The following is a 24,330-nucleotide window of genomic DNA, read 5'->3' as shown; positions in this document are numbered from 1 at the left end:
AATAAAAATTTAATATATCGTATTTTAGAAAAAAAATAGAATAAATTAAAAATAAAAATGTAGGCGCCTCTTTTTAAAGATCTGTAAAATTTTTTGGCGGATTTTCCAATTTTTCTTTTGCTTTAAGTAATCCCACTTGGTCACTTTGAGGCAGCAAAGGCGCTAATGCATCCAAGGTTTCGATTAATCGATTGATACTAGAATCGTTTAAATTTAGGTGCCCTAATTTTCGCCCCGCTCTGACTTCTTTGCCATACCAATGAACATGTATTAAAGGTAGTGATATCCAAGATGGGTTCAGGTGAGTACCAATTAAGTTCAACATGACCGAGGGGCTACTAACCACTGGTAAAGGTAGAGGCAAGTCTAAAATCGCTCTTAAATGTAGCTCGAATTGACTGATAGACGCCCCATTTTGTGTCCAATGCCCGCTGTTATGTACCCGAGGAGCAAGTTCGTTAATTAATAAATCATTCCCTACGACAAAACATTCCATCGCCATAACACCGATATAATCAAGTTTATTCATTATACGAGATAACATCAATTCTGCCGGAGCTTGTAATTTTTGCTGCTTTGTCGGGAAAGCAACACTAGTACGTAAAATACCTGCTTTATGCCAATTATAGGTAATAGGATAAAAGACCGATTCCCCTCTATGATTACGTGCCCCTATTAATGATATTTCGTACGAAAAGGGAATCCCTTTTTCAACAATACAGGTACCATAAAGATCAGGAGGCAGCGAATGTTCTTCTCCAGGGCGCAACCACCATTGCCCTTTTCCATCGTAGCCTCCCTTTCGACGTTTTACTACGGCTAAGGAGTCAAAAGAAGAAAACACTTTTGGCCAATGCTCTTCTTTTGTTAATAATTGCCAAGGTGCTGTTGGGAGTGACAGTTCGTCTAATAATTGCTTTTGGGTGAATCGATCGGCTAAAAGCGGAAAGGTATCACGGTTAATTAATAAGGGATGCTGAGCCCATTGACGAACAAAGACGTTGTCGGGCCAATGTTCAATTTCAGCTGTAATGATGTCCGGTGGCGCTCTCTTTTCTCTTGATTCATCTATTTCAAGACAAAGCGGATATACCCTTACCCCTAAGGGTTCCCCTGCCTGTCTTAACATTTGCCCTAACTGACCCTGACCTAAGATGTAAATTGTTTTCATTTTTTCTCACGAGGATCCTGATGATTGAGAACCTTCTGTGTTTGTTGTTTACGCCATTCTGTCAAACGGTATGACAATGTAGGATCTTGTAAGCCCAAAATTTGCGCTGAGAGTAAGGCGGCATTTGCTGCACCTGCCTTTCCAATGGCCAGTGTCCCAACAGGAATACCACGTGGCATCTGCACTATCGAATAAAGACTGTCTATTCCATTTAATGAAGTGCTTGCTATGGGAACACCTAATACGGGCAATAAAGTTTTAGCTGCGATCATGCCAGGCAAATGCGCCGCTCCACCCGCGCCTGCGATAATAACACTGAATCCACGAGTTTCTGCCTGTTCAGCAAATTTGAATAAATTATCGGGGGTGCGATGAGCTGAAATAATTTCAGCATCATAAGAAATTTTTAACTCGCTCAATATATCTACTGCTGGTTTCATGGTATCCCAATCACTTTGTGAGCCCATAATAATCGCAATTTTCGCTCGGATTTTTTCGGAAGACAATACATGTATGGTCATAAAAATTTTACTCAAACTTTACACTTTTTAATCAAAAAAGAGCGAGATGATAACATGAGACCAATATAAAGAAAAATGAGAGAAATATTTTTTAATTGAATGGGACCCTATTTTTTTATTTTTCCAATTTTTACTTTTTTACATGCCCTACTCTTTTCACTCAAAATAAAGTTATTTTATATAAAGTAAACCTAATTATTTAATATCAATTTGCATTAAATATAATAATAAAATTAATAATTTTATTATTATATTTAATGCAATTTTATTTTAATGGAACGCTTTTATAAAAAACAAACACTTAATTAATGGCACCTCTGAGTTTGCGCCATTAAAATATGTCTTTAATTTTATTTAATTTTCTTAAAACCTTAGTGCAAGACCAAGCAGATGATATAAAGGTCTTTTTTGGAAGTATCTGATGAAATTATTAGAAGCATCCGCTAATAAAACCTCTGTAGCCAAAGAAAGAACCTCATTAAGACAAACAAGTGAAATAGCGTCCAAGTGAAATAGCGTCTCCAACGTGCTGAGCTCTTCCAGTTCGACCGATACGGTGCACACAATCTTCTGAAATATGTGGTAGAACATAATTAACGACATAAAGGAATTGATTGATATCTAAACCACGAACGGCGATGTCAGTCTCGACTAATACTGTGATTTTACCTTCCTTAAAATCGGCTAACGCACGGGTACGGTCCCCCTTGACTTTAATTGCCATGAATCGCAGCAGCGTTAATACCATCTTTGTTATGCTGTTCAGAAAGATGATTAGCGCTATGTAAGTAAAAAAGGTCGTTTTCCTATGCCTATCTGTGCGCTTGCCATTAAATCACGTTTAGCTAAAATCAGAGGTATCGCCTGGCGTTGTATTGGCGTGTGGAAAGAGTAATTGTGCTCTAACACGGATCGCAGGATATCAGAATTTAAGCCCAGAGAATAGAATGACATATAAAAAGCTACAGATTTTTGAAGAGATCTCTAGTATCAGTTGAGAACCATTCTAATAGTACTTCACCCACGGGATGAATACTTAACATCGCTATGTTTACTTTTTGTAACAATGAGAAAACGTTTTAATAAAAAAGTGCGTTCGTATTCTAATGATTTCTTGTGATCAAATTGCCCTTCCCATTTCGCTATTACTAAAACCGCTAAAGCATTCCCTACAACGTTCAACGCGGTACGAGCCATATCCAGAATTCGATCTACTCCCACAATAAAAGCCAAACCTTCGAGGGGGATTCCCACACTCCCTAAAGTAGCTAATAACACCACAAAAGAAACTCCAGGCACGCCTGCAATTCCTTTCGACGTCACCATCATGGTTAAGACTAGACTAATTTCTTGATTCAAAGAAAGCTCAATACCGTACAACTGAGCAATAAAGATAGCCGCGATACTTTGATACAAAGTAGAGCCATCTAGATTAAACGAATATCCTGTTGGCACAACAAAACTACTGATCGCTTTAGGCGCGCCATAGGCCTCCATTTTTTCTATTATTTTAACCAGTACTGTTTCTGAGCTGGCAGTCGAATAAGCCAGTATCAGCTCGTCTTTTAAAATACAGATTAAGGTCCAGATCCGCAAATGACATAATCTTGCAACGATACCAAACACCACAAAACCAAAAAAAAGAAGAGAACCATAAACTAAAATGATTAATTTACTTAATGGGATTAAAGAGGTAACCCCGAATTGAATGACGGTCACAGAAATCAGACAAAACACACCTATAGGTGCATAGCGCATAATCATGTAAGTGACTTTAAACATGGTATCTGAAACAGATTGAAACACTTGAAGTAACGGCTTTTGAGTTTTTTCTGGTAAGGATGACAGACCTAAACCAAATAAAACTGAAAAAAAGATAACAGGTAACATATCTCCATTTGCCATGGAAGCAAATATATTGGATGGGATTAAAGATAAAATAGTGTTCGCTAAACTGTGAGAGGAACGTTGTACGTTCTCCATGGTTTTTTCATATTGCGAGATATCGATTACAGCCAATGATGACATGTCAATGCCATCACCTGGATGAAAAATATTCGTCAAAGTAATACCGAGAAAAATAGCTAAGGTGGTGATTATTTCAAAATAAATAATGGTTTTTAGACCAATGCGGCCTAATTTTTTTGCATCACCAACCCCTGCGATGCCGACAACTAAAGTTGGAACCACGATAGGAAAAACTATCATTTTAATCAAACGAATAAAAATCTCTCCTGCGGGACTGAGTATATTTTTAATTATCCAATCCTTTGCTTCGATATTTTGGTGAAGCACCGCCCCTACGACTATTCCCAAAACTAATGCAATTAAAATTTGCCATGCCAGACTGATGTTGATATTTTTTATCATGAATATGTCACTCAAAAAATGATTTAATAGAAAACATATAAAATTGACCTTAGCCAATTGAAAAAATTAACCATAACGCCGGGCAAACTCAACCATAAACTCCGTTAACTTTTGGACGCCCTCTATGGGCATGGCATTGTAAATAGAAGCTCGCATTCCTGTTGCTTCTCTATGACCTTTTAAACCTTCTAATCCTCTTCTTTTAGCTTCGCTTAAAAACAACTCATCTAATCTTGGGATAGATGTCGATAATGAAAAAGGGACATTCATCAATGAACGATGAGTCGGGTCAATCTGATTGAGATAAAATTCATTCTCATCGATAGTGGAATAGAGCAATTGAGCCTTCTCGCGATTACGTTTTTGTATTTCAATTAGCCCACCCTGATCTTTGAGCCACTTAAATACTAAGCCAGAGAGGTACCAAGCAAAAGTCGGCGGGGTGTTAAACATAGACTGATTATCTGCAAGAACTTGATAATTGAGAATAGAGGGAGTGTGTTGGTGTGCTTTTCCTAAAAGATCGTCACGAACAATTACCACGGTCAAGCCAGCAGGCCCGATATTTTTTTGAGCTCCGGCATAAATCACCCCATAACGGCCTACATCAATCGGACAAGATAAAATAGAAGAAGAAAAATCGGCCACCACATCTTTACGATGAAAGACAATCGGAGGGGTATGAATGGCAATGCCTTCTATAGTTTCATTAGGGCAGTAATGAACGTAAGCGGCATCCTTACTTAATTGCCACTCTTTTATGGGTTTGATCGATTGGAAAAAAACACCACTGATTGGCTTACGAAACCTGACATCAATGATGTTCGGGACTCCATATTTTTTTGCTTCCAGAATAGCACTTTTTGACCAATATCCTCCAACAATATAGTCCGCGGTTTTTTTTTCACCTAATAAATTCATAGGAACTGCTACAAATTGCCCTCTAGCACCTCCTTGGCAAAAAAGCACTTTATAATTTGATGGGATATGCAACAGATCTTTGAGATCTTGCTCAGATTCTTTTGCTATATTTTGAAAATATTCACTTCGATGACTGATTTCCATCACCGATATCCCTTTCTTTTTTCTTTCAGCCAGCTCCTGTTCTGCTTGAAATACGACTTCTGCAGGCAACATAGCGGGGCCCGCACTAAAATTATAAATCAGAGGCATTGATCTTTACCTTTTTATTTTTGATTCATTGATTTCTTTTGATTAAGAATGGATTATGTCTCGCCCTTTACTGATCTCAATGTATTTTTAAGTGTTTTTTAGGAATCAACGTTAATAAAATACCGAAAATCAATGGGACCACACAAATCATAGAGCAATTGGAAAGTGTATGCCACACACCAGATTTTCAAAACTGAGCGCAATTAAAGGAAAGATCAAAAAGGCAATAGAAGCTTTAAAAACACTGACTGTTTGCTGAAGCGTAAAGTAACACAAAATACCAAAAATACCCGCAAAAGGCCCCAAATAAATTACCGCCCATAGAGAAGCTATAGAGAAATATTAAACATGCACTTTCTCAGCGTGCCATCCCAAAATAGATAAAATCATACCTGCTCCTCAACAAGGGAGTGCATTGAAAGTCACGACTGCAACATGACAAGCGCGTTTTGTACACTGTGCATACATGCAAGCATGCATAATAACGACTATAAAAAGGCTTAAAACACCGAATACATTGCTTTTAGCCTCTGTTTGATATTCTTGAAATAAGATAGATGACAAGACGGTCACTGAGAGGGTTAATCCCACTATTTGTAAAAAATACGGTTTTCTTTCAAAAAAAATAGAGAAGCCACTAAAACAGCCACAGGCATATTTGCAAACATAATCGAAGCCAGGCCTGAGCCTACGAATTGTTTACCATAGATGGTTAATGTGAAGGGAATAGCGAAATAAAACAGACACACAATGAATTGAAACCCTATTTGTCCAGAAGGAAATAAAAGCGGTGTTTTTTGGCACAGGCAATACAAAACAAAACAGGAGCCACGCATAAAAATTGCAGTCCTGTTGCAAGTATAGGGGGGGATGGTATCAACAGCTATTTCATTGCTATCCAAGTGGTTCCCCAAGTGAAGGTTACTAACGTAAATAGCATGAATACAATCAATTTGCGCATCATCATATTCCACAAAAATGAAAGCAGGTTCACCATCGCCGACGATAGATAAACCGTACATACCCCAAAATCAATATTTTTTGATCATTAATCATAAAAAAGATATCGATGAATAATTTTAATAAATAATATTAAAAATGAAAGCGTAGTCACAACCAGTCATTTTAAAATCCATTCATATTCCCTACTAGTTATCTAGGATTCATTTTACCTTTTCCCTGAAAATGGTCAGATATATGAGGATATGATGAGCCGTTTTAAACGGCTTTTATGGAAAGTATTTTTGATTAATGGTAAACAATTAGTAAGTAATAGTTCGGAGTTTCTCTAACTTAAGATGATCTGAGTTCTATTTATCAAATGATTCCTTTAGAAATTATCTCTAAATCTTATGAAAAATACCAGAAGGTACGTATGAAGTAACTGTTACTCTGCAATTTGATGCAAATATGTAAATTATAAAACCCGCGAAAATAAACTGAAGTGCAGGATACTGCATTCATCATCATTTACTCCCCCAGAGGCCGACAAGATCTTTTGGCAGCCGATTTATGAAAAAATATTTATCTATTTTATTGAATATCACACCTCTTTTCGCCCCTGCACAATAATGACACTGGCCTCTCATATGCGCGGGTTGCCTGACAATTTCAAGCGGTATTTTTATGACTATAAGTTGATTGTGCAGGTTTATCTGAATGATACGGCGCTTTTTGATGCGGCGATTTCGTTGAAAGAAAATAGTGAAATTCGGCTCATTCGTATTGTTGATACATCTTTTCAGGATAATGACATTGATCCAGAGATTAAGGCGCGATGGGCTTACATCATAAAGCAGGGTTTCTGTATGTCACTGCACCCAACATTACCCTTCTGGGTTGATGGCGGTGGAATACTACCTGGATAATTCTATGCTGAAACTATACACCTCGCAGTATAAAAAAGATTAGGTCAAAAGGGATTTTATCTATCTGCCCAAAGACATACCTGTCGGGGTGATGATGTATAACACGTTGTCTGCCAAGGGAATATCCCATAAAGAACGCAGCTTGAGGATTAACTCCAACCTAAAATCCTGGCTTGCTAGCTAGAGACAAAATGCTTCGTTCTATTCTGCCGGCACTGAAGAGAGCCATCATCGAAAAAGCAGCTCAAGCCTGTATCAACTTTTCTCTCAAAAGAGCTTCAAGGCAGTTTTATTCGTTTAGGGTTATTCACACCCAGCTTAGATACCAGTAACGTCCAAACATCAGGTTTAGCCATCACTCGGTGGTCGGTGCTATGTGGGGGCACCTTTGATACATTGCTCATCAGCAAGACAGCGTCAGTACATTGCCGCTTTATGTCACCTGGCGCAATCAATCCATTGCCGAAGTCTAGCAAAATTAGAAACTAATCTATACCGACAGCTTCAATTTGGCATATAATTACTAGATATCAGTCAGCTTCCACATGGTCTCTACGATATCACGAACAAAAAATATCATGATCAGAAAACACGCTCTCGTGAGCGTCAAAATACCTAGGGGACGAATTTGTCTCTAAGACTACCCTAATCAACGTCACTCATGCTTAGCGCCGAATATATAGATAGAATACAAAATAAGGAATTCGATGCGGATATCTCTCTTAGTTAGTAAAGAAATCCAGATATTAAGCCATAATACGAATTTCAGACCCAGTAGGTCTCACAGACTGGGCTTTCACAAAAAAGATCGTGACCAAGGCATTTCATTGAGCGTCAGTATTACGCTTGCGCTGACTAACCAGCACAAAATTTCAGCAGAGACGAATTTAAATCAACATCAGAATTACTCCAGCTTGAACTCTCAATGGCACCCAGATGATGATAACAATCCTCTGCTCACACTGGGTGCCTGTGTTTCACAGAGCTCGAGAAATACTATCATCAGCACAAATGAGGCATTCGAAGCACGTTACTTGAGCGGCAATGTCTACACGCAACATCATATAACAGGTAGTTCCAATACTGTGGGCGGAAATTTGAGCCAGGTATTAGTATTTGGCGTCGGCAAGGTAGGCGCTGCTAACGGAAATAACAGAATGGAGTCAGCGATTATTGTAGATTGCGATGCAGATGATGACAGTACCAATATTTTGGCTTATGCCTATATGGGCGAAAAACGTTTGTTCAAGGGCAAAAATATTGTGCTAATCCAGTAATGGGAAAAGAACAAGATCTAGTTTACGGTCAGAGGGGCTACGATGTGCAGTGTTTCCCTGAGCATCATAGCGTACAAATGCATCTCGGAAGAAGGCAGTACCTCAAAGTACAAGCCACGAACACCTTCACGTTGCTCGGCATGTTAAAAGACAAGCAAGGAAACGTGCTCCAGAATCGACACGTGAGCAGCGATGTGGCCGGTGCGATGATCAATGCCGACGGCGTATTGACCCTTGATTTTGGGGTATTGAATCGATTTCTGACCGTCAGAGAAAAAGAAGGGCACCCTAATATACAATGTTCGCCATCTTCAGCGATAGAGAAGAAAAAACAAATTTACTTTATCAAAACTGTCTTGTACAGAGCAGTCAGTGTAGGAGAAGAAAAATCCTGAGATTAATATTCAGTGTGCTCTCAATAAGCATCTTATTGCTTACTTTGAACATGGCAGAGAGGGCAAATAAAGTAATATTTTATTATGAATGGGATTCTAAAAATCACAACAGTCCTACATTCATTGAAGTGAGACAAGGAGTTGATTCTTCTTAAGATACCATATTTTATACAAACTTGCGTGAATGGATTGTGAGATCCTCCGAGGCAGTTTGTATCATCATCACTACACTTGAAACTGACTTCTAATGTTAATACTCAAAAGTCAAATATTAATTTGCAATCTATTCCCCTAAAAACAGTGACATTAAAATTACGAAATCGTTCTTTGAAAACAATAAATTTGATGTTTCATCTAAATATATTAGATTTCAGATATCAACCATCGATAGAAAATAATCTTAAAAATATCAATTACGAAGAATCTTTCTGTGAAAGATTAACCAATACAGAATTATATCTTGGCGTAATTGAAAAAAGATATTTAATAAACTTGAAAAACGGTAAAATTGTAAATTTGAAATTACTGATCGCAATCAAGCTGATCAAATTGCAATATGTTGTGCTTATTCAAATATTTGTGAATAACAATAATCTCTTAAAATTCATTTAGCAAGATACCAAGGAGACGTGGGTTATTCAATTGACAATATTGTTAACACACATTCAAATTTCAGTAAAAACATAAACTATTTTATAATTATGTTTGTTTTAAATGATGAAACATCACCTGAATGTTCACCTAATAGGTCCTTCAAAGATGCAACTGGGGCCAATGTACTCAAGTAGGCAACTGTAGAGCAACCACGATCAATCAAAATTAGCAAAACTGGCGCTAAAATAGATACCCACTAACCGGTAAAACCCAATTTTTCTTTATCAAGTTCTGAGCCTTTTAAAGTTTATCTGGAAGGTGAATATGAATCTCAAAGTGGATGTACTATCGAAAGTAAAAAAATAAAAATTGGTGCCGGTTCAAACATAGCTGTCGCTACCTAATTTTGCTGTTCCGGAAAATAAATTGGTTCAAACAAAAAATCATGTCGATGATATTATTTTCCTCCGGATGTTAATAATCAACAAGGAGATATAAATTTTTCAGTCACTTCGGATAATGTGGAAACAATGCTAAAAAACGTACCAGATACTTACAGTGGAAAAATCACGGTTCTGTTTGACACTGAATTCAATTAAATCTCAGTAAACTGAGTAGGCACAGTGCCGCAGATCATGGCCCTTGTACCTTGCTTCTGTTAGTAAACGTTTCAACTCTCAACACCGAGCTCGGGCTTACAGTGTCATCCTGTTTACTCTGTTGTTCATCAAAAAATTGCTTTTTTGTAAAACATCTTTAATCATTTAAATAGAAAATAAATAAATATCTAGGATTGTAAACATATCAAAAGTAAACACACTGATTTTAAACCCAGCCAACCTGATAACGGTGCTCCTCTATCGATTTTACCATTGTCGTTCCATTCCGTTTCTTCATAAAAAACGCAGTCACCCTTCAAATGAGAGTAAAAATCGATGTCGGGAATAACACCATTACTGGCACCCAAAATAAATTTTATTGTCTTTGGGCGACAGGACAAAATACAGAGGTCACGGGTAATCAACTGAAAATCAATTTACAGAAAAATAATAGTAAGACGGTCATTGCTTACAGTGAAAAGAACACTCTCAAAGACAGTACCATCAGCAGTCACGGGCAAAACGCTCGTGGTATTTGGGCATCGGAGGATGCCACAGTGACAAGACATTTTTTGGACATCAAAGTAGATAGTCAAGCTGCTAAGGCTGTAGTAGCTGTTGATAATTTAATGATTCATATTCATGACAGTTATATTCAAACCATGGACAAACACTACGCGATTCTTTATTCGTACAAATACTCTATAGGAACACAGTGACCATCACAGGGAGTTCTCTCAACGCCGTTGGGGAATTGATCTAGTCTAACGGGGAAAATGAAGGTTATTCTTAACAATGTGCTCACCTCCCAGCTGGGAAGTGCAAATACCATGCATGTTGCTGGGACAGGAGGAGAAGTTGATTTAACGCTGAATTAGACAACACTTTAGGGGAAGATGCTTGCAGAAAAGAACAACAAAGCCCACGTGACGTTTGACTCTGGCAGTACCTGTCGTTTAAGAAGAATGCCAATGTGACAGAGCTGAAGCATGCGGGAAAGATTGTCTTTAAACCTCTTCATGACACCGCTTCGTTTTCTACCCTCACGACAGACCATTACAAAAATGATTTCTGGAAAATCCTGTTTCACGCCCATTTGGAAGGCGACGATTCGCCGACAAATCAGCTGATTATCAATGAATCCTTCAAAGGCACCACCCGTATTACAGTGCGTAATGTAGGTGGGAAAGGGAGTGCCACCAAAGACGGCATTCGATTAATTGAAGCCAAAGATGGCATGAACGGAACCTTTATTCAGGATGGCCTCATCGTGGCAGGCTCTTATGAATACTCTTTACAAAAAAGAACGAAAGAAGACAAAAAAAACGCTGGGTATTTACTATCTTTATTTTTTATCTGACTTGAGAGCTTTAGCTATTCGTAGAATCTTCACGCGTTAAATAGGATGTTTTATATGATGTTACATGAACGCCTGAGTGAAAATCAGGTATACCGAAGCCATGTCAAAGGATAGCCCTGTCGCTGGTCTATTGAAGCGAATTAGATACATAATCGCAAATACGTGCCTATCCGCATGGATGACATCCATGCATGAGATTCAGGGAAATCGTCAGATCGCTGAATTCAAAACGGATGTGTAAGCGAAAATGAATGAGGATTTACATTTATAGGCCATGTAGCACATCAAATAAGCAAAAAAGCTACGGAGATGGGCGATGGGCGTTAAATATCATTTTTGAAGGATGGCCGTAAACAAACCTTATCTGCCTGTCATACTTGAGACAAATTTAGGATGGTAATATGTCTGCTTGTTTTAAATGAATTATTTTTAAATTTTGTCTATTAAAAATAACATGTATTATAGTTTGAGTTAATTGCGTGAGCTATTCTGGGCGAATAATATAAAGGAACATCACATAAATCAATTTTCTAAAAGGCCAGATCCACATTACTTGCGCAACAAATTCACGTTGTAATGAGGCCACATCCACTGCTTTTTCCCCTATCTCGCCTAACACCCGTACATCCAAAATGGTAGGATCCGCGGATAAAGGAGATAATTCTGTCTAAAGCTGATGTTCGATGGCGTTCACCTGATGTTACCATTTATGATGCGCCAAAATTGCCAGCTTTTCATTTGTAATCGCACAGGCCAATAGATTTGCCATAAAAGTAGGAATCTGCATAAAACAGCCTGTTTTCCCTAAACATAAGATATCTGGCCTGCAATGGTTGGCCTATGCACGTGCGCCCACAAATCCTATGGCGCTTTCATCGACTATTAATAAAATTTGATGCCTCTCATACAGAGCACTGACTTCCCGCAAAAAAGCGGGATGATAAATACGTATGCCACAGCCCCTTGTACAATCGGCTCTAAGATAACCGATGAAATATCCGTATTATTTGTTTCTATGAGTTATGAAAATACTTGAATTTCTTCGTTATTCCAAAGTGCGTCAAAAAATGACCCTCTGAAAATTGATAGGAAGGAGGGTCGGGCGCAAATAAATTTTGCGCCACATATCCCTGATAAAGCGCCTGCATAGAATTTTCAGGATCACACACTGAAACAGAATTAAAGGTATCCCCATGATAACCCTGACAAAATCTAAAGATTTTTAATCGACGCTCTCCTGTGGCGTGCCAATATTGCAACGTCATCTTTAACGCCACGTCGACTGACATAGATCCAGAATCTGCGAGAAAAACACAATCTAGGGGATCAGGTGTCAGAGCGATTAATTGTCGACATAGATCAATGGACGGCGAATGGGTGATCCCACCAAACATGACATGAAACATTTTTCTGTTGTCTAATGAACTACTTTGTTTATCTTTCAACAGTTATAGCCGAGAATAACTGCCCACCAAGAAGACATCCCATAGATTAACATCGCCCCCATCTGCCAGTATGAGCTCAACGCCATAAACCCTCTTCAAGGGATAGCAGGGTACAGGATCGATCATTCTAGTATTAAGGGTGCCAGATTTGATGGTGATCAAAATGCAGATCATCTTGTTTCATCAAAAATGATTTTCTCTTTATCTTATTTTCGTGCTAAAAAACACCATATGCAATATACTAGATATCAGGAAATGCATCGTAAAAATAAATTAAAAATGTAAATTTATTTAAAGAAAACCTCAGTATATTTTTAATTGAATTTTTTACATCTATGTTCATAATATAGTCGTTTCAATTTAGTTTTAGTTTTAAATATTAATAATTCTTATGATTTAATTATTCACAATTCGAATATTAATTTATAAAAATCAAGCTAAAATTTTTAAGATCTTTTCTCTCTTTATTTTTCGACACTTCTTTAACGAAAAGAAATTTGACAATCCATGTGATTATTTTTTAAGTTGCAATAATTAATATAAGAAATAAATTCTGGGGTAAATAAATTTTAAAGAGATTAAAAAATAAACAAGTGTTTTCTTAAATTCGCTTTTTTCCCTTCGTCTTTCTATTAAATCTTATGAACAAATATATTTGTTCATAACTTAAGCAAAAATCATTCATTTTCGTAATACATAAAAAATTCTTTAGAAACAATTGACTTTGGTTATTGAAAATCATCTTTTATCAGCTCTGGTTTGTTCTGCGCGTTGATTAAACTTTGCTGGATTGCATAACATTAGTATTAAAAATCTGCGATAGTTGCCTTTTAAATGATGAAGATCGAGTTACTCAAAAGCAGTTAAAAAGAAACTTAAACTAGTTTAAAAAATTTCTTTTCGCAAAATTTTCTTTGCGTTCATTCACATTAGAAAAATTAAAACCATAACACTTACTTTTAACCTTCCGTGATAAACTAGATCAATTTGTAATATTTGCTGGCACACATCAACAACAAGCTTTATTACAATACTTTAATACACAAAAACCGGAAATGATCAATAGATCAGAATTAGAAATCTATGGGGCGGCCTTTGTTTACTTTGTAAGCAATCTCTTTTTGATATGCGTTAGTTTATTCCTGTTTTTCTTCGTAATCATCGCCAATTAACTCAAGTATTATTGGCGTCTTTGATGTTGTAATTATTAGCGCTAGTTGCGCCTCTATTTTTTTCAAGTGGTGATAGATAAAGTATTCGTTCACAACGCATTGGAAACGCTTGATGTGCTTGTTATAACTTTAATGGTGGTTTGTGTCTTTGAAGTGATGATCAAAAGTTTACGAAAATATTTATTTGCCCATACGACCACTCGGGTCGATCTTCAACTAGAGTTGGTAAATTATTTCATCATTTGATTCGTCTGCCTTTAAGTTACTTTAAAAAATGACACGGGGGAATATGCTCACCCGAGTACGCGAGCTCGGCAGTATTCGTAAATTTATTACTGGCCTGCTTTCACTTTATCAGTGGATGTTGTTTTTTCTGTCGCTCTCTTTACTGTGATGTGGTTTATTTTCCTTTATCTCACAATGATTGCTTTAGCGTTTTTACCACGTTTTTCGTTTTGGCTTTCATGACCACAAAACCTTTACAAAAAAAGTAGAAACACTGGATTTCTGTGCGTCCTAAAATGTGGCTTTTTTAACGGAAACTGTAGCAGACATTGAAACCCTGAAAAGCTTGACGTTAGAGCCCCGCATGCAACATTCTAGGGAGGAAAAACACGCGATTTTGCTAAAGCGAATTTTGCCGTACAGCATGTACAAAATTTCAGTACTCAAACAGCATAGCTGTTACAAAAATTAACCACAACCTCAGTGATCGTGTTTGTGGCTTACGAGGTTATGGGGATTCACCTGAGTATTGATTAATTGATCACCTTTCATATGGCATTAGTGCAAGCCATGTTACCGATGACGAAACTGGTAGATTTGTCGCAACAAAGCATCCGTGCTCCAGTGGGATTATCTTTATCATCAGATATATTGACTTTACCTATGGAGCATAGTGGGTCTGGTTTTAAACCAAAACAACCTCTTAAAGAGGAAATCAGTCTTTATAAAGTCATTTTTCGTTATCGTTCTGATCTTCCTCACGTACTACGTGAATTGACATTACGAATTTCTTCATGGGAGTATATTGGATTAGTTTAGCCTTCTGCATCAGGCAAAAGCACGATTGCTCGTCTGATAAAACACCTTTATATAACAGCACAAGGGGAGATCTTAATAGACGGAAAAAATGTTAATCAGTTCGAGGCTCATACTTTAAGACATCAGGTCGGAGTAATGATGCATGCAAATTACTTATTTAATTGCATTGTACGAGAAAATATTGCCGATACTTTTCCTATAGCGCCTTTGGAACAAGTGATGCAGGTCGCGTGTCGGCAGGTTCGGATGAATTTATTATGGCTTTACCTCTATGATATGACCCTGTTTTATTTGAAGTGAGAGCTTCTCTCTCAGGAGGGAACCGTCAACGTATTGCCATCGCACATGCGTTGTTAGCGGATTCCGCAATACTGATTTTTGATGAAGCCACTAGCGTATTAGATGACAATTCTCAAAGTCAAATCATGAAAATATGACATAGATTATGGCTAGCCGAACGGTGATCACCATTGCATATCGTTTATCTACAGTCAGTCATTGTAATTGGATTTCCGTTATTGCAGGAAGAGTACTAACAGAATTAGCATCACATGATAAATTATTAGTCTTTAAGGGAGGCTACTACCGTTTATGGCAACAACAAATTAACTTTAGGACTGAGAAAATGAAATGAAATTTTTGCAGGACTTTTATCAAAAATAATGAAAGGGCGCGAGAAATAAAAAAAAGTACAACTCACTCGGGATGAATATGATTTTACCCTCTTATTTAAAAATCATTGCACGCCCCGTAGAACCAGTGGCTCGTCGTACTGCTTAGTTAATTTTAGGATTTTTATTGTTGGTATTGCTCTGATCAATTATTGGAAAACTGGACATTCATCCAGTACTTTCGATAAAGTTATCGTTTCTAATCGTACTAAAGTGATCCAATCTCTTTACCCTGGTACGGTCGTTGCCATCAATATAAGAGATGGCCAAAAAGTGAAATCTGGGTAGATTTGGCTTGAGCTTAATCCAGTTAGAATTAGTACTGCAGTACTGAAAGTGAGTGAACAACTCGCTCTTCCTAAACTAGAAAAAGCCAGGTTAACGACCCTACTCACTGAATCTCCTTTATCAAATTTTCTCCCCCTGATGATTAAGCAGAGTTACTCAAACTAGCCATGCCTTACTGGAGTGCAAGGAGAGTTTGATGCAGTGAACGCCGAGTTAAAACGTCAAGATGTGAAAATGGCGGTCAATCAAATGCATTATAAAGCACTACAAAAATAAATATCGAATTTAAAAACTTATTCAAAATATTGAGCAAGGCTTACCGGCCCTTACTAAGCTGGCAAAAACGCAGTCTATTGCAAAAAACAAATCTTTTGGAGTAAGAGAAAAAATGATTGCACGGAAAAGCGCTTTTAAGTGAAATGTAGGAAAATAGCGTTATATGGCAGAAAAAACGCAATTACGGTGAACGCCTTAAGAAGGTCAAGGAAAACATCGGTCAACTTACACAATAAAAAATCAAATTAATAGATAAAAAGCGTTGACACATGTTGAGATCACCTATTGATGGTGTGGTGCAGTAACGTACTATACAACATTAGATAGGGCCATCTCTTTGATACAAAAATTAATGGCCATCGTACCAAAAGAAACGCATCTAAAAATTGAAGCCATGGTATTAAATAAAGATGTCGCATTTATATTACCATGGCAAACAGTTACAGTGAAGGCCTACAGTTTTCCTGATACTCTTTACGGTACTTTACAAGGAGAAGTCAAACACGTTTCTCTGTATGCGGTTTCAGACAAAAAACAGGGACTTTTTTCCATGCTCGTATTAAATTAATGGATCATACCTTGAAAGATGAGTGTATCTTTAAACTATTTTGGTAGCAGACAAACGTGGCAAATTATTGCCAGGGTCCGTGAGATGGAGCAAATTATAAGCTTCCTGACAGGATCAGCCATAACCATGTTATTAGATTTATTTTTTGTCAGCACCTTATTGCTATCATGTTTCATTAAATTGTCAAGTTGACTGCAATTGTATTGATATCCTTGTGCTGTCACCTGGTATTTTGGCTGTGTGTGGAGAAAATTTTACAAAAAGAGTCGAACGTAAATATGCAGAGAGTGCCAATGCCACTTCTTTTTTAACCGAGGTGATCACGGGTCTTGAAACCATTAAAACCACGATGACAGAAAAACAATTTAACTGTTAGTCTCAGTAATATTTAGCGAATTTTGTTCGTTCGGCTTTCATTACCAAATAAAGAGATAATTTAGCAGTCTATGGCATTAATTAAATTTATAAAATAACCTCCGATTTATTACTTTGGTATGGTGTTCAGCTCGCGTAGAAGGCAAATTTTTTCCTGGTGAGTTAGTCGCATTTAATATATTTTCGAGTTACGTCACCCAACCCATATTACGTTTAGCCTGAATTTAGCAAGATTTGCAACATATAAAAATTGCATTAAAGAGAGTGAGCACTATTTTAGATAGCCCAAGTGAACCCAGTAATTCTGGTTTGGTTTCATCTGTTTAAAGTGAAAGCTGTATCGCTTTTAAACATGTTCTTTTCGATATTCTCCGGACACCCCAGAAATACTACAAAATTTGCATATATCCATAAAAAATGGTGAATTATTTTGGAATAACAGGGCCTTCTGGTTCTGGGAAATCCACTCTGACCAAATTATTACAACGTGTATACATGCCACAAAGCGGTCAAATTTTAGTCGATAGACAAGACTTAGCAATCACAGATCCAACCGATTTAGGCTGCAGAATGAGTGTGGTTTTACAAGAAAGTATCTTGTTTTCTGGGACAATATAGGAAAATATTTATCAGTGTTGACCTAGTGCTAATATGGAAATAGAAAACGTGGCCTGTTTAGCCGAAGCTCATGGTTTTATCATGGACTTACCTCAGAGATATGAACCACAGGTTGCTGAAAAGGAGGTATGCTTTCTCTTGGTCAACGCTAAGGCATTGCGTTGGCAAGAGAATTAATGGCGGATCCTCCTATTTTAATTGTAGATGAAGCGATCAGTGCCTGAGCTTCTGAGTCAGAAGCAGCTATTATACGTCAATAGCCTACAATCACACGCAATCATACGGTTATTTGTATTGCCTATCGTATCAATACATGACGGGGTCGTGATCGTATTTTTTTGTTAAAAGAAGGGGTGTTAACGAGGAAGGGACTCACGAACTGATTGAACAGTCCGGTCATGAGGCACGTTTATGGTCGCTAAAAACCACTTAATCGCTTTATTTCTCTAAGAGAAATAGAACCTCTGGAAAATTGGTTACTGAAATTCTTCAAGAGGTTTACCAATTCCCACTTAATCTCTATTACCAACGTGTTTTCAATAAGTTATCTGCTATCACATCATTAGGCTGAACCCCTTTAATTGGTTTGAGATAAAGATGAGGGTGCTCTTTTTTGGTGATACCTGCTATGAACTCCTCTCGAAAATATTTAAGAGCACTTTGTAAAGGCTCGACTGCACCAGGTGCATGTGCACAAAAGGTTTTACTTGGGCCTAAAAAGCGACAAAGCTGCTCCAGTGTTTCTATATCGCCTTCTCGACCTTCGCCTCGTTCAAGCGCTTTCAAAATTTTAACACTCCAAGGAAGGCCATCTCGACAAGGAGTACACCAGCCACAGGATTCACGGGCAAAAAATTCTTCTAAATTGCAAGTTAAGGAAACCATATTGATTTCATGATCTACCGCCATTGCAAGCGCCGTTCCAAGGCGACTGCCGGCTTTTCCAATGTGTTCGAAATCCATAGGGAGATCGAGATGCTCTTCTGTCAAAAAATCTGTGCCTGCGCCGCCAGGTTGCCAGGCTTTAAATTTAAGGCCGTGTTTCATTCCACCGGCATAGTCTTCTAGAATTTCACGAGCAGAGATCCCAAATGGCAATTCCCAGACACCCGGGTTTTTCACCCTTCCAGAAAACCCCATTAATTTAGTGCCTGTATCTTTACTTTTAGCAAAATGACTCGCATCAGGAGCAATGCCTTTATACCAAGCTACGCCGTGCTCCATGATCGCCGGAACATTACAAAGAGTTTCTACATTATTAACACAGGTCGGTTTCCCCCAAACTCCGGAGGAGGCAGGAAAAGGCGGTTTGGATCTCGGATTGGCACGACGCCCTTCTAAGGAGTTAATCAAGGCTGTTTCTTCCCCGCAAATATAACGTCCTGCCCCAGTGTGGACCATAAGTTCAAAATCAAATCTACTCCCCATAATGTTTTTGCCGAGCAGCCCTGCTTGAGTGGCTTCAACAATTGCTCTCCGCAAATGGACTGCCGCCTCAATATACTCTCCTCGCAAAAAAATATAGCCACGATAGGCCTGAAGCGCAAAAGCAGAAATGAGCATGCCTTCCACCAGCAAATGCGGCAGTTGCTCCATTAAAAGCCGGTCTTTGTAAGTACCCGGCTCCATTTCATCCGCATTACAAAGCAAATAGCGAATATGCCTGTTGGGATCTTTAGGCATGAGGCTCCATTTTAAGCCTGTGGAAAACCCTGCACCACCTCGACCTTTAAGACCCGCTTCTTTCACTGAATGCACGATTTCTTCAGGAGTGAGGCAGGTTAATGCTTTTTTTGCTCCTAAATAGCCATTTTTATTGCGATATTCATCCAACCAAAGTGGTTGTTGAGAATCACGTAAACGCCAAGTCAATGGGTGCGTTTCAGGGGCTTTGTGAATTTTTTTAAACGCACCAGTGATAGAAGCAGGGGATAAATTCATGGATATTGCTCCAATAAGGTGTCAATATTTTCTATCTGTAAGTGGTTATGGGTGTCATCATTGATCATCATAGTCGGTCCTTTATCACAATTGCCGAGGCAACAGGTTGGCAATAAAGTAAAGCGGCCATCTTTTGTGGTCTCCCCAGACTGAATCCCGAGTTTTTCTTCAAGCATAGCTTTTAATTTTTGATAGCCCGTGATGTAACACACAACGCTATCGCAGTAGCAGATCACGTGGCGCCCAACAGGTTTTCGAAAAATTTGGCTGTAAAAGGTCGCAATCCCTTCGACATCACTAGCAGGGATTCCGAGTACTTCTGCAATTGCATGAATCGCCTCGTCAGGGACCCATCCACGTTTTTTTTGTACTATTTTTAACGCTTCGATAGAGGCGGCTCTAGCGTCTTCATAATGGTGCTTTTCTTCTTCTATCGCATCACGTTCTTCGAAACTTAATACAAATGGCACGACATTCATGGCATTAATTTGATGCTCAGAAATATTTTTATGATGACTCATGATCAGCGATCCACATCAGACATAACAAAATCGATACTACCCAGATAAACAATTAAATCAGATACTAAGCTCCCTCGGATCACAGATGGAATTTGTTGAAGATGTGCAAAACTAGGTGTGCGAACTCTTGTGCGATAACTCATAGTGCCCCCGTCGCTGGTTAGGTAGTAGCTATTAATTCCTTTGGTAGCCTCAATCATTTGGAAGGATTCATTCGCAGGCATGACTGGCCCCCAAGAGACCTGTAAAAAATGGGTAATTAGGGTTTCAATATGCTGCAAGGTGCGTTCTTTAGGCGGCGGTGTAGTAAGTGGGTGATCTGCTTTAAAAGGCCCAGCGGGCATGTATTGATAACATTGTTCCAGAATACGCATACTTTGACGTATTTCTTCTGCCTTGAGCATCACTCGCGTGTAGCAATCACTTTGACCATAACCCACGGGAACATCAAATTCAAAATGCTCATAACCTGAATAAGGCCGCCATTTACGAACATCAAATTCAATGCCGGTTGCTCGTAGCCCTGCCCCCGTCACACCCCAAGCCAAAGCGTCTGATGCATTATAGCTGGCAATCCCCATAGATCTGCCTTTTAAAATGCTGTTTTCAAGCGCGGCTTTGATGTAAAAATTAAGGCGTTTTGGCATCCAATCAAGAAAAGTACGAAGCAATTTTTCCCAACCCTGAGGCAGATCCTGTGCGACACCTCCAATACGAAACCAAGCAGGATGCATGCGAAATCCAGTAATGGCTTCCACCAGATCGTAAATTTTTTGTCGATCAGTAAAGGCAAAAAATATCGGCGTCATGGCACCTACGTCTTGAATAAAAGTGCTGATATACAGTAAATGGCTATTAATACGGAAGAGCTCTGACAGCATCACACGAATGCTTTTAACTCGATCAGGAACCGTGATACCGGCCAATTTTTCAACCGCTAAAACATAAGGCATTTCGTTAATACAGCCGCCCAAATACTCAATACGATCGGTATACGGAATATAGCTGTGCCAAGATTGACGCTCGGCCATTTTTTCAGCCCCACGGTGATGATATCCAATGTCTGGAACGCAATCGACTATTTCTTCTCCGTCGAGTTGCAAAACGATACGAAAAGCACCATGAGAAGAAGGATGATTCGGGCCAAGATTAAGAAACATAAAATCTTCATTCTGTGTGCCTCGGTTCATGCCCCAATCTTCTGGTTTAAAAGTCAAGGCTTCCATTTCTAGATCTTGTTTTTGTTTAGTCAGCTCAAAAGGATCAAATTCTGTTGCGCGCGCGGGATAATCTTTGCGTAAAGGATAGCCTTTCCAAGTATCCGGCATCAAAATACGTTTTAAGTGCGGATGTCCGTCAAAAGTAATGCCAAACATCTCCCAGGTTTCACGTTCATACCAATTCGCATTGGGAAAAATAGAAGTGATAGTCGGTAAGCACAATTTTTTTTCAAACAGAGCGACTTTCAGTAGAATGTCTCTGTTACGTTCAATTGAAAATAAATGATAAAAAATACAAAAATCGGCTTCAGGTAAACCTTCACGGTGGGTACGAAGTCGTTCATCGACCCCATGTAAATCAAAAAGCATCACATAAGGCTTTGGCGCTTGACGTAAAAACAAAATAACTTCAATAAGCTGATCTGCTTTGATCCAAACGACCGGCATGCCGGTACGCGTTGCTTGAACGAACAGTGATTTGTGCCCAAAACGGGCTGATAGCCTTTCTATCACAGAATCATCAAGATGATCATTAGTTTCGCAAGGTTTCTGAAGGTTTTCAGCTATGATTAAGTCGGTCATAAATAGATTAAATCTCGTCTGGAGTGCGTAAATTTTTCACTGCAATACGCTCGGCATGTTTACGCTTTCTTTCTGCTGGCATGACAGCGCGATACACACCCTGATCGCCAATTGCCCAAGACAGTGGGCGACGTTCTTTACCGATCGATTCCTGGAGAAGGAATAAGGCTTGCATGTAAGCTTCAGGTCGAGGAGGACAACCAGGAATATAGACATCAACGGGAAGAAATTTATCAACACCTTGCACCACAGAATAGATATCATACATCCCGCCAGAATTAGCACAGGCACCCATAGAAATAACCCATTTCGGCTCTAGCATCTGGTCATATAAACGCTGTATCACCGGTGCCATTTTAGTAAAGCAAGTGCCGGCTACCACCATAAAATCAGCCTGTCTAGGTGAGGCACGTAATACTTCTGCACCAAAACGCGCGATATCATGAACCGCCGTAAAAGAAGTGACCATTTCCACGTAACAACAAGAAAGGCCGAAGTTATAAGGCCATAGCGAATTTTTTCGGCCCCAATTCACTGTATCATGCAAGGCACGTTCAAGCTTCCCCATATAAATATTACGATGAGCTTGTTCATCGAGGGGATCGCGGCTGACATTTTTTTGTGTTTGTAAAGGATAGATAACATGATCGTTATCATTCGGTTCTGCACGCGTTAAAGTGTATTTCATGATAGTTACTCGTTATTAGACTGACGCTGCTGTGCCATTTTATAAATAGAGGGATTAGATTGAGCACGACCTCTAGAACCAATCGCTGCCCAATCTAATGCACCTATTCGAGATAAATAAAGTAACCCCACCAATAATACAAAAATGAAAACACTCACTTCAATAAAACCTGTCCATCCGCTTTCACGAATAGAAATAGCCCAAGTATAAAGGTAAATGGCTTCTATATCGAAAATAACAAAAAACATGGCGATACAATAAAATTTAGCAGATAAGCGCATGTGCGTTGAGCCAACCGAATCAATACCAGATTCATAGGGGATATTTTTAGATCTGGCTTTGGCCCTGCCTCCCAAAAAAAAAGACCCCAACAGTATAGCAACACACAGTCCTATTGCAGATACACCAAAAATGGCAAATGACCAATGATGCGCAAAAATTTGGAGTGTATTTTGCATTTTATTTAGCCTCTTTATTTTTCCTGTAGATAAGTCAGGTAGGATGATAAAATATCTATATTGTTTGAGACACTTTTTTGTTATTTTATTTGGAAATTGCATGGCGATTATCATATTTTTAACATGGTGCGTTTGTGTTTACTATTTGTATTGATTATCACTCAATAAGATGTTGTAGGTATTTGTTTAGGTTTTGTCTGTGTGCCATTTTTGTTCGATTCATTCGTAATAGAATAACTTAAAATTTATTTTTAATCAGTGTGAATTTTGAGATGAAATTAAACTTTATTTTACGTCAATCTGACAGTACTTCTCCTAATTTACCGATAATCCTGATCCACGGACTTTTTGGTAATTTAGATAATTTGGGCATACTTGGTCGTAATTTTCAAAAACACCACGATATTATACAGCTTGATCTTCGTAACCATGGTCTGTCTCCTCATTCACCTGAGATGAATTATTTTGTTATGGCTCAAGATGTATTGGAACTATTAGATCAGTTAAAAATGGAAAAAATGATCATCATTGGGCATTCGATGGGCGGAAAAGTTGCTATGACGATGACTGCTCTGATACCAGAGAGAATTAAAACGTTGGTGATCATTGATATTGCACCTGTTGTTTACCCTCTTCACCGGCATAATGAGATATTTATGGCACTGAATGCGGTAACTGATGCTAAAATCACTCAGCGTCATATGGCGGGTAAATTAATTCGGAATTTTGTCAAAGATGAAAATATTATTTTATTTTTACTAAAATCTTTTCATGAAGGCATTTGGCGATTTAATGTGCCGGTTTTATGGGATCAATACCAATATATTGTGGGCTGGGAACCTATTCCGACATGGCAAGGCCCTTTACTATTTCTCTGCGGTGAGTTGTCTCATTACATAAAAAGAGAGCATAGAGAACAGATTGTAAGCTATTTCCCTATAGCACGGTTACATGTGATTTCCGGCTGTGGCCATTCCCCTCATGCCGAAAAACCTGATGTCGTTTTACGTTCTATACATCGTTTTTTTGAAAAAACCTACATTAACCAGTTTAGCTAACTTTACTAAAATTATCAAAGGTAAGCCCAGAAACCACTTCTAATTTATATTATGACGACCTTTTTTTCTTCAATTGA

The 24,330-nt window shown here is 38.4% G+C and carries 22 protein-coding genes and 3 pseudogenes; 10 read left to right on the top strand and 15 right to left on the bottom strand.

Annotated elements, in window-relative coordinates; translation table 11 throughout:
• Positions 1-73: 73 nt before the first annotated feature.
• The 9 genes and pseudogenes from purK to CICURV3402_RS06690 form a co-directional block, all read right to left on the bottom strand.
• Complete coding sequence (gene purK, locus CICURV3402_RS03930) at positions 74-1,171, bottom strand: 5-(carboxyamino)imidazole ribonucleotide synthase (protein ID WP_158379920.1); 1,098 nt, start codon at positions 1,169-1,171, stop codon at positions 74-76.
• Entirely contained in the window at positions 1,168-1,692 is a 525-nt protein-coding gene (gene purE / locus CICURV3402_RS03925; RefSeq protein ID WP_158379919.1) for a 5-(carboxyamino)imidazole ribonucleotide mutase, read from the bottom strand. Before purE ends, purK begins: the two co-directional genes overlap by 4 nt.
• Positions 1,693-2,197: 505 nt before the next feature.
• Positions 2,198-2,477, bottom strand: a pseudogene (locus tag CICURV3402_RS03920) (helicase-related protein); the annotation flags it as partial.
• The gene (locus CICURV3402_RS03915) at positions 2,473-2,646 is read right to left on the bottom strand and encodes a hypothetical protein (protein WP_187306937.1); all 174 of its coding nucleotides are present in this window, start codon (positions 2,644-2,646) and stop codon (positions 2,473-2,475) included. The gene CICURV3402_RS03915 and the pseudogene CICURV3402_RS03920, both read right to left, overlap by 5 nt.
• A 63-nt stretch (positions 2,647-2,709) precedes the next feature.
• Positions 2,710-4,059: a glutamate/aspartate:proton symporter GltP gene (gene gltP, locus CICURV3402_RS03910; protein ID WP_158380019.1), complete on the bottom strand. Its 1,350-nt coding sequence runs from the start codon at positions 4,057-4,059 to the stop codon at positions 2,710-2,712.
• Between the two features lie 69 nt (positions 4,060-4,128).
• Positions 4,129-5,235, bottom strand: a complete 1,107-nt coding sequence (serC, locus tag CICURV3402_RS03905; RefSeq protein WP_158379915.1) for a 3-phosphoserine/phosphohydroxythreonine transaminase — start codon at positions 5,233-5,235, stop codon at positions 4,129-4,131.
• A 147-nt stretch (positions 5,236-5,382) separates the two neighbouring features.
• Positions 5,383-5,511 carry a hypothetical protein gene (locus CICURV3402_RS06700; protein WP_235667660.1) on the bottom strand — a complete coding sequence of 43 codons (129 nt, stop codon included), beginning with the start codon at positions 5,509-5,511 and terminating at the stop codon, positions 5,383-5,385.
• Between the two features lie 123 nt (positions 5,512-5,634).
• Positions 5,635-5,808 (bottom strand): hypothetical protein, encoded by a 174-nt coding sequence (locus CICURV3402_RS06695; protein ID WP_235667643.1) that lies wholly within the window; start codon positions 5,806-5,808, stop codon positions 5,635-5,637.
• 17 nt (positions 5,809-5,825) lie between these two features.
• A complete protein-coding gene (locus CICURV3402_RS06690) occupies positions 5,826-6,257 on the bottom strand; it encodes a DMT family transporter (RefSeq protein WP_235667642.1) in 432 nt (143 codons plus the stop codon).
• A gap of 549 nt (positions 6,258-6,806) precedes the next feature.
• Here CICURV3402_RS06690 and CICURV3402_RS03895 point away from each other — a divergent pair.
• The 5 genes from CICURV3402_RS03895 to CICURV3402_RS03875 all read left to right on the top strand — a co-directional run bounded on the left by CICURV3402_RS03895 (position 6,807) and on the right by CICURV3402_RS03875 (position 11,328).
• A complete protein-coding gene (locus CICURV3402_RS03895; RefSeq protein ID WP_158379913.1) occupies positions 6,807-7,103 on the top strand; it encodes a hypothetical protein in 297 nt (98 codons plus the stop codon).
• Positions 7,104-8,017: 914 nt separating this feature from the next.
• The gene (locus CICURV3402_RS03890) at positions 8,018-8,380 is read left to right on the top strand and encodes a hypothetical protein (RefSeq protein ID WP_158379911.1); all 363 of its coding nucleotides are present in this window, start codon (positions 8,018-8,020) and stop codon (positions 8,378-8,380) included.
• Positions 8,380-8,775 carry a CS1-pili formation C-terminal domain-containing protein gene (locus CICURV3402_RS03885; protein ID WP_158379909.1) on the top strand — a complete coding sequence of 132 codons (396 nt, stop codon included), beginning with the start codon at positions 8,380-8,382 and terminating at the stop codon, positions 8,773-8,775. Before CICURV3402_RS03890 ends, CICURV3402_RS03885 begins: the two co-directional genes overlap by 1 nt.
• A gap of 1,513 nt (positions 8,776-10,288) precedes the next feature.
• Positions 10,289-10,687 (top strand): hypothetical protein, encoded by a 399-nt coding sequence (locus tag CICURV3402_RS03880; protein WP_158379908.1) that lies wholly within the window; start codon positions 10,289-10,291, stop codon positions 10,685-10,687.
• A 254-nt stretch (positions 10,688-10,941) separates the two neighbouring features.
• Positions 10,942-11,328, top strand: a complete 387-nt coding sequence (locus CICURV3402_RS03875; protein ID WP_187306936.1) for an autotransporter outer membrane beta-barrel domain-containing protein — start codon at positions 10,942-10,944, stop codon at positions 11,326-11,328.
• A gap of 484 nt (positions 11,329-11,812) precedes the next feature.
• Here the strand turns inward: CICURV3402_RS03875 and CICURV3402_RS07640 are convergent.
• Positions 11,813-12,957: pseudogene (locus CICURV3402_RS07640) on the bottom strand (aminotransferase class III-fold pyridoxal phosphate-dependent enzyme).
• 606 nt (positions 12,958-13,563) lie between these two features.
• On the opposite strand from CICURV3402_RS07640, the pseudogene CICURV3402_RS07175 reads away from it, so the two are divergent.
• The 4 genes and pseudogenes from CICURV3402_RS07175 (at position 13,564) to CICURV3402_RS06665 (ending at position 17,785) form a co-directional block, all read left to right on the top strand.
• Positions 13,564-15,623, top strand: a pseudogene (locus CICURV3402_RS07175) (ABC transporter transmembrane domain-containing protein).
• 938 nt (positions 15,624-16,561) lie between these two features.
• Positions 16,562-16,792: a beta-barrel domain-containing protein gene (locus CICURV3402_RS06675; RefSeq protein ID WP_235667639.1), complete on the top strand. Its 231-nt coding sequence runs from the start codon at positions 16,562-16,564 to the stop codon at positions 16,790-16,792.
• A 238-nt stretch (positions 16,793-17,030) separates the two neighbouring features.
• Positions 17,031-17,168: a hypothetical protein gene (locus tag CICURV3402_RS06670; protein ID WP_235667638.1), complete on the top strand. Its 138-nt coding sequence runs from the start codon at positions 17,031-17,033 to the stop codon at positions 17,166-17,168.
• Positions 17,169-17,584: 416 nt separating this feature from the next.
• Positions 17,585-17,785 (top strand): ATP-binding cassette domain-containing protein, encoded by a 201-nt coding sequence (locus CICURV3402_RS06665; RefSeq protein ID WP_235667637.1) that lies wholly within the window; start codon positions 17,585-17,587, stop codon positions 17,783-17,785.
• Between the two features lie 522 nt (positions 17,786-18,307).
• On the opposite strand, the gene nuoF is transcribed toward CICURV3402_RS06665, so the two are convergent.
• Genes nuoF through CICURV3402_RS03815 form a run of 5 tightly spaced genes read right to left on the bottom strand, consistent with a single transcriptional unit; the run spans position 18,308 to position 23,195 of the window.
• A complete protein-coding gene (nuoF, locus tag CICURV3402_RS03835) occupies positions 18,308-19,726 on the bottom strand; it encodes an NADH-quinone oxidoreductase subunit NuoF (protein WP_158379906.1) in 1,419 nt (472 codons plus the stop codon).
• Positions 19,723-20,247 (bottom strand): NADH-quinone oxidoreductase subunit NuoE, encoded by a 525-nt coding sequence (nuoE, locus tag CICURV3402_RS03830; RefSeq protein WP_187306933.1) that lies wholly within the window; start codon positions 20,245-20,247, stop codon positions 19,723-19,725. Before nuoE ends, nuoF begins: the two co-directional genes overlap by 4 nt.
• 2 nt (positions 20,248-20,249) lie before the next feature.
• A complete protein-coding gene (gene nuoC, locus CICURV3402_RS03825; RefSeq protein WP_158379905.1) occupies positions 20,250-22,049 on the bottom strand; it encodes an NADH-quinone oxidoreductase subunit C/D in 1,800 nt (599 codons plus the stop codon).
• Between the two features lie 7 nt (positions 22,050-22,056).
• Positions 22,057-22,737 (bottom strand): NuoB/complex I 20 kDa subunit family protein, encoded by a 681-nt coding sequence (locus tag CICURV3402_RS03820; RefSeq protein ID WP_158379904.1) that lies wholly within the window; start codon positions 22,735-22,737, stop codon positions 22,057-22,059.
• 5 nt (positions 22,738-22,742) lie between these two features.
• Complete coding sequence (locus CICURV3402_RS03815) at positions 22,743-23,195, bottom strand: NADH-quinone oxidoreductase subunit A (RefSeq protein WP_158379903.1); 453 nt, start codon at positions 23,193-23,195, stop codon at positions 22,743-22,745.
• A 272-nt stretch (positions 23,196-23,467) separates the two neighbouring features.
• Between CICURV3402_RS03815 and CICURV3402_RS03810 the strand changes: the two genes are divergently transcribed.
• Positions 23,468-24,253: an alpha/beta fold hydrolase gene (locus tag CICURV3402_RS03810; protein ID WP_187306932.1), complete on the top strand. Its 786-nt coding sequence runs from the start codon at positions 23,468-23,470 to the stop codon at positions 24,251-24,253.
• Positions 24,254-24,330 lie beyond the last annotated feature (77 nt).

Origin of the sequence: Candidatus Williamhamiltonella defendens, assembly GCF_900699045.1 — a bacterium.
GTDB lineage: Bacteria > Pseudomonadota > Gammaproteobacteria > Enterobacterales > Enterobacteriaceae > Hamiltonella > Hamiltonella defensa_A.
Note: the sequence above shows the minus strand (reverse complement) of the source record. Positions and strands in the feature narration are given on the sequence as shown.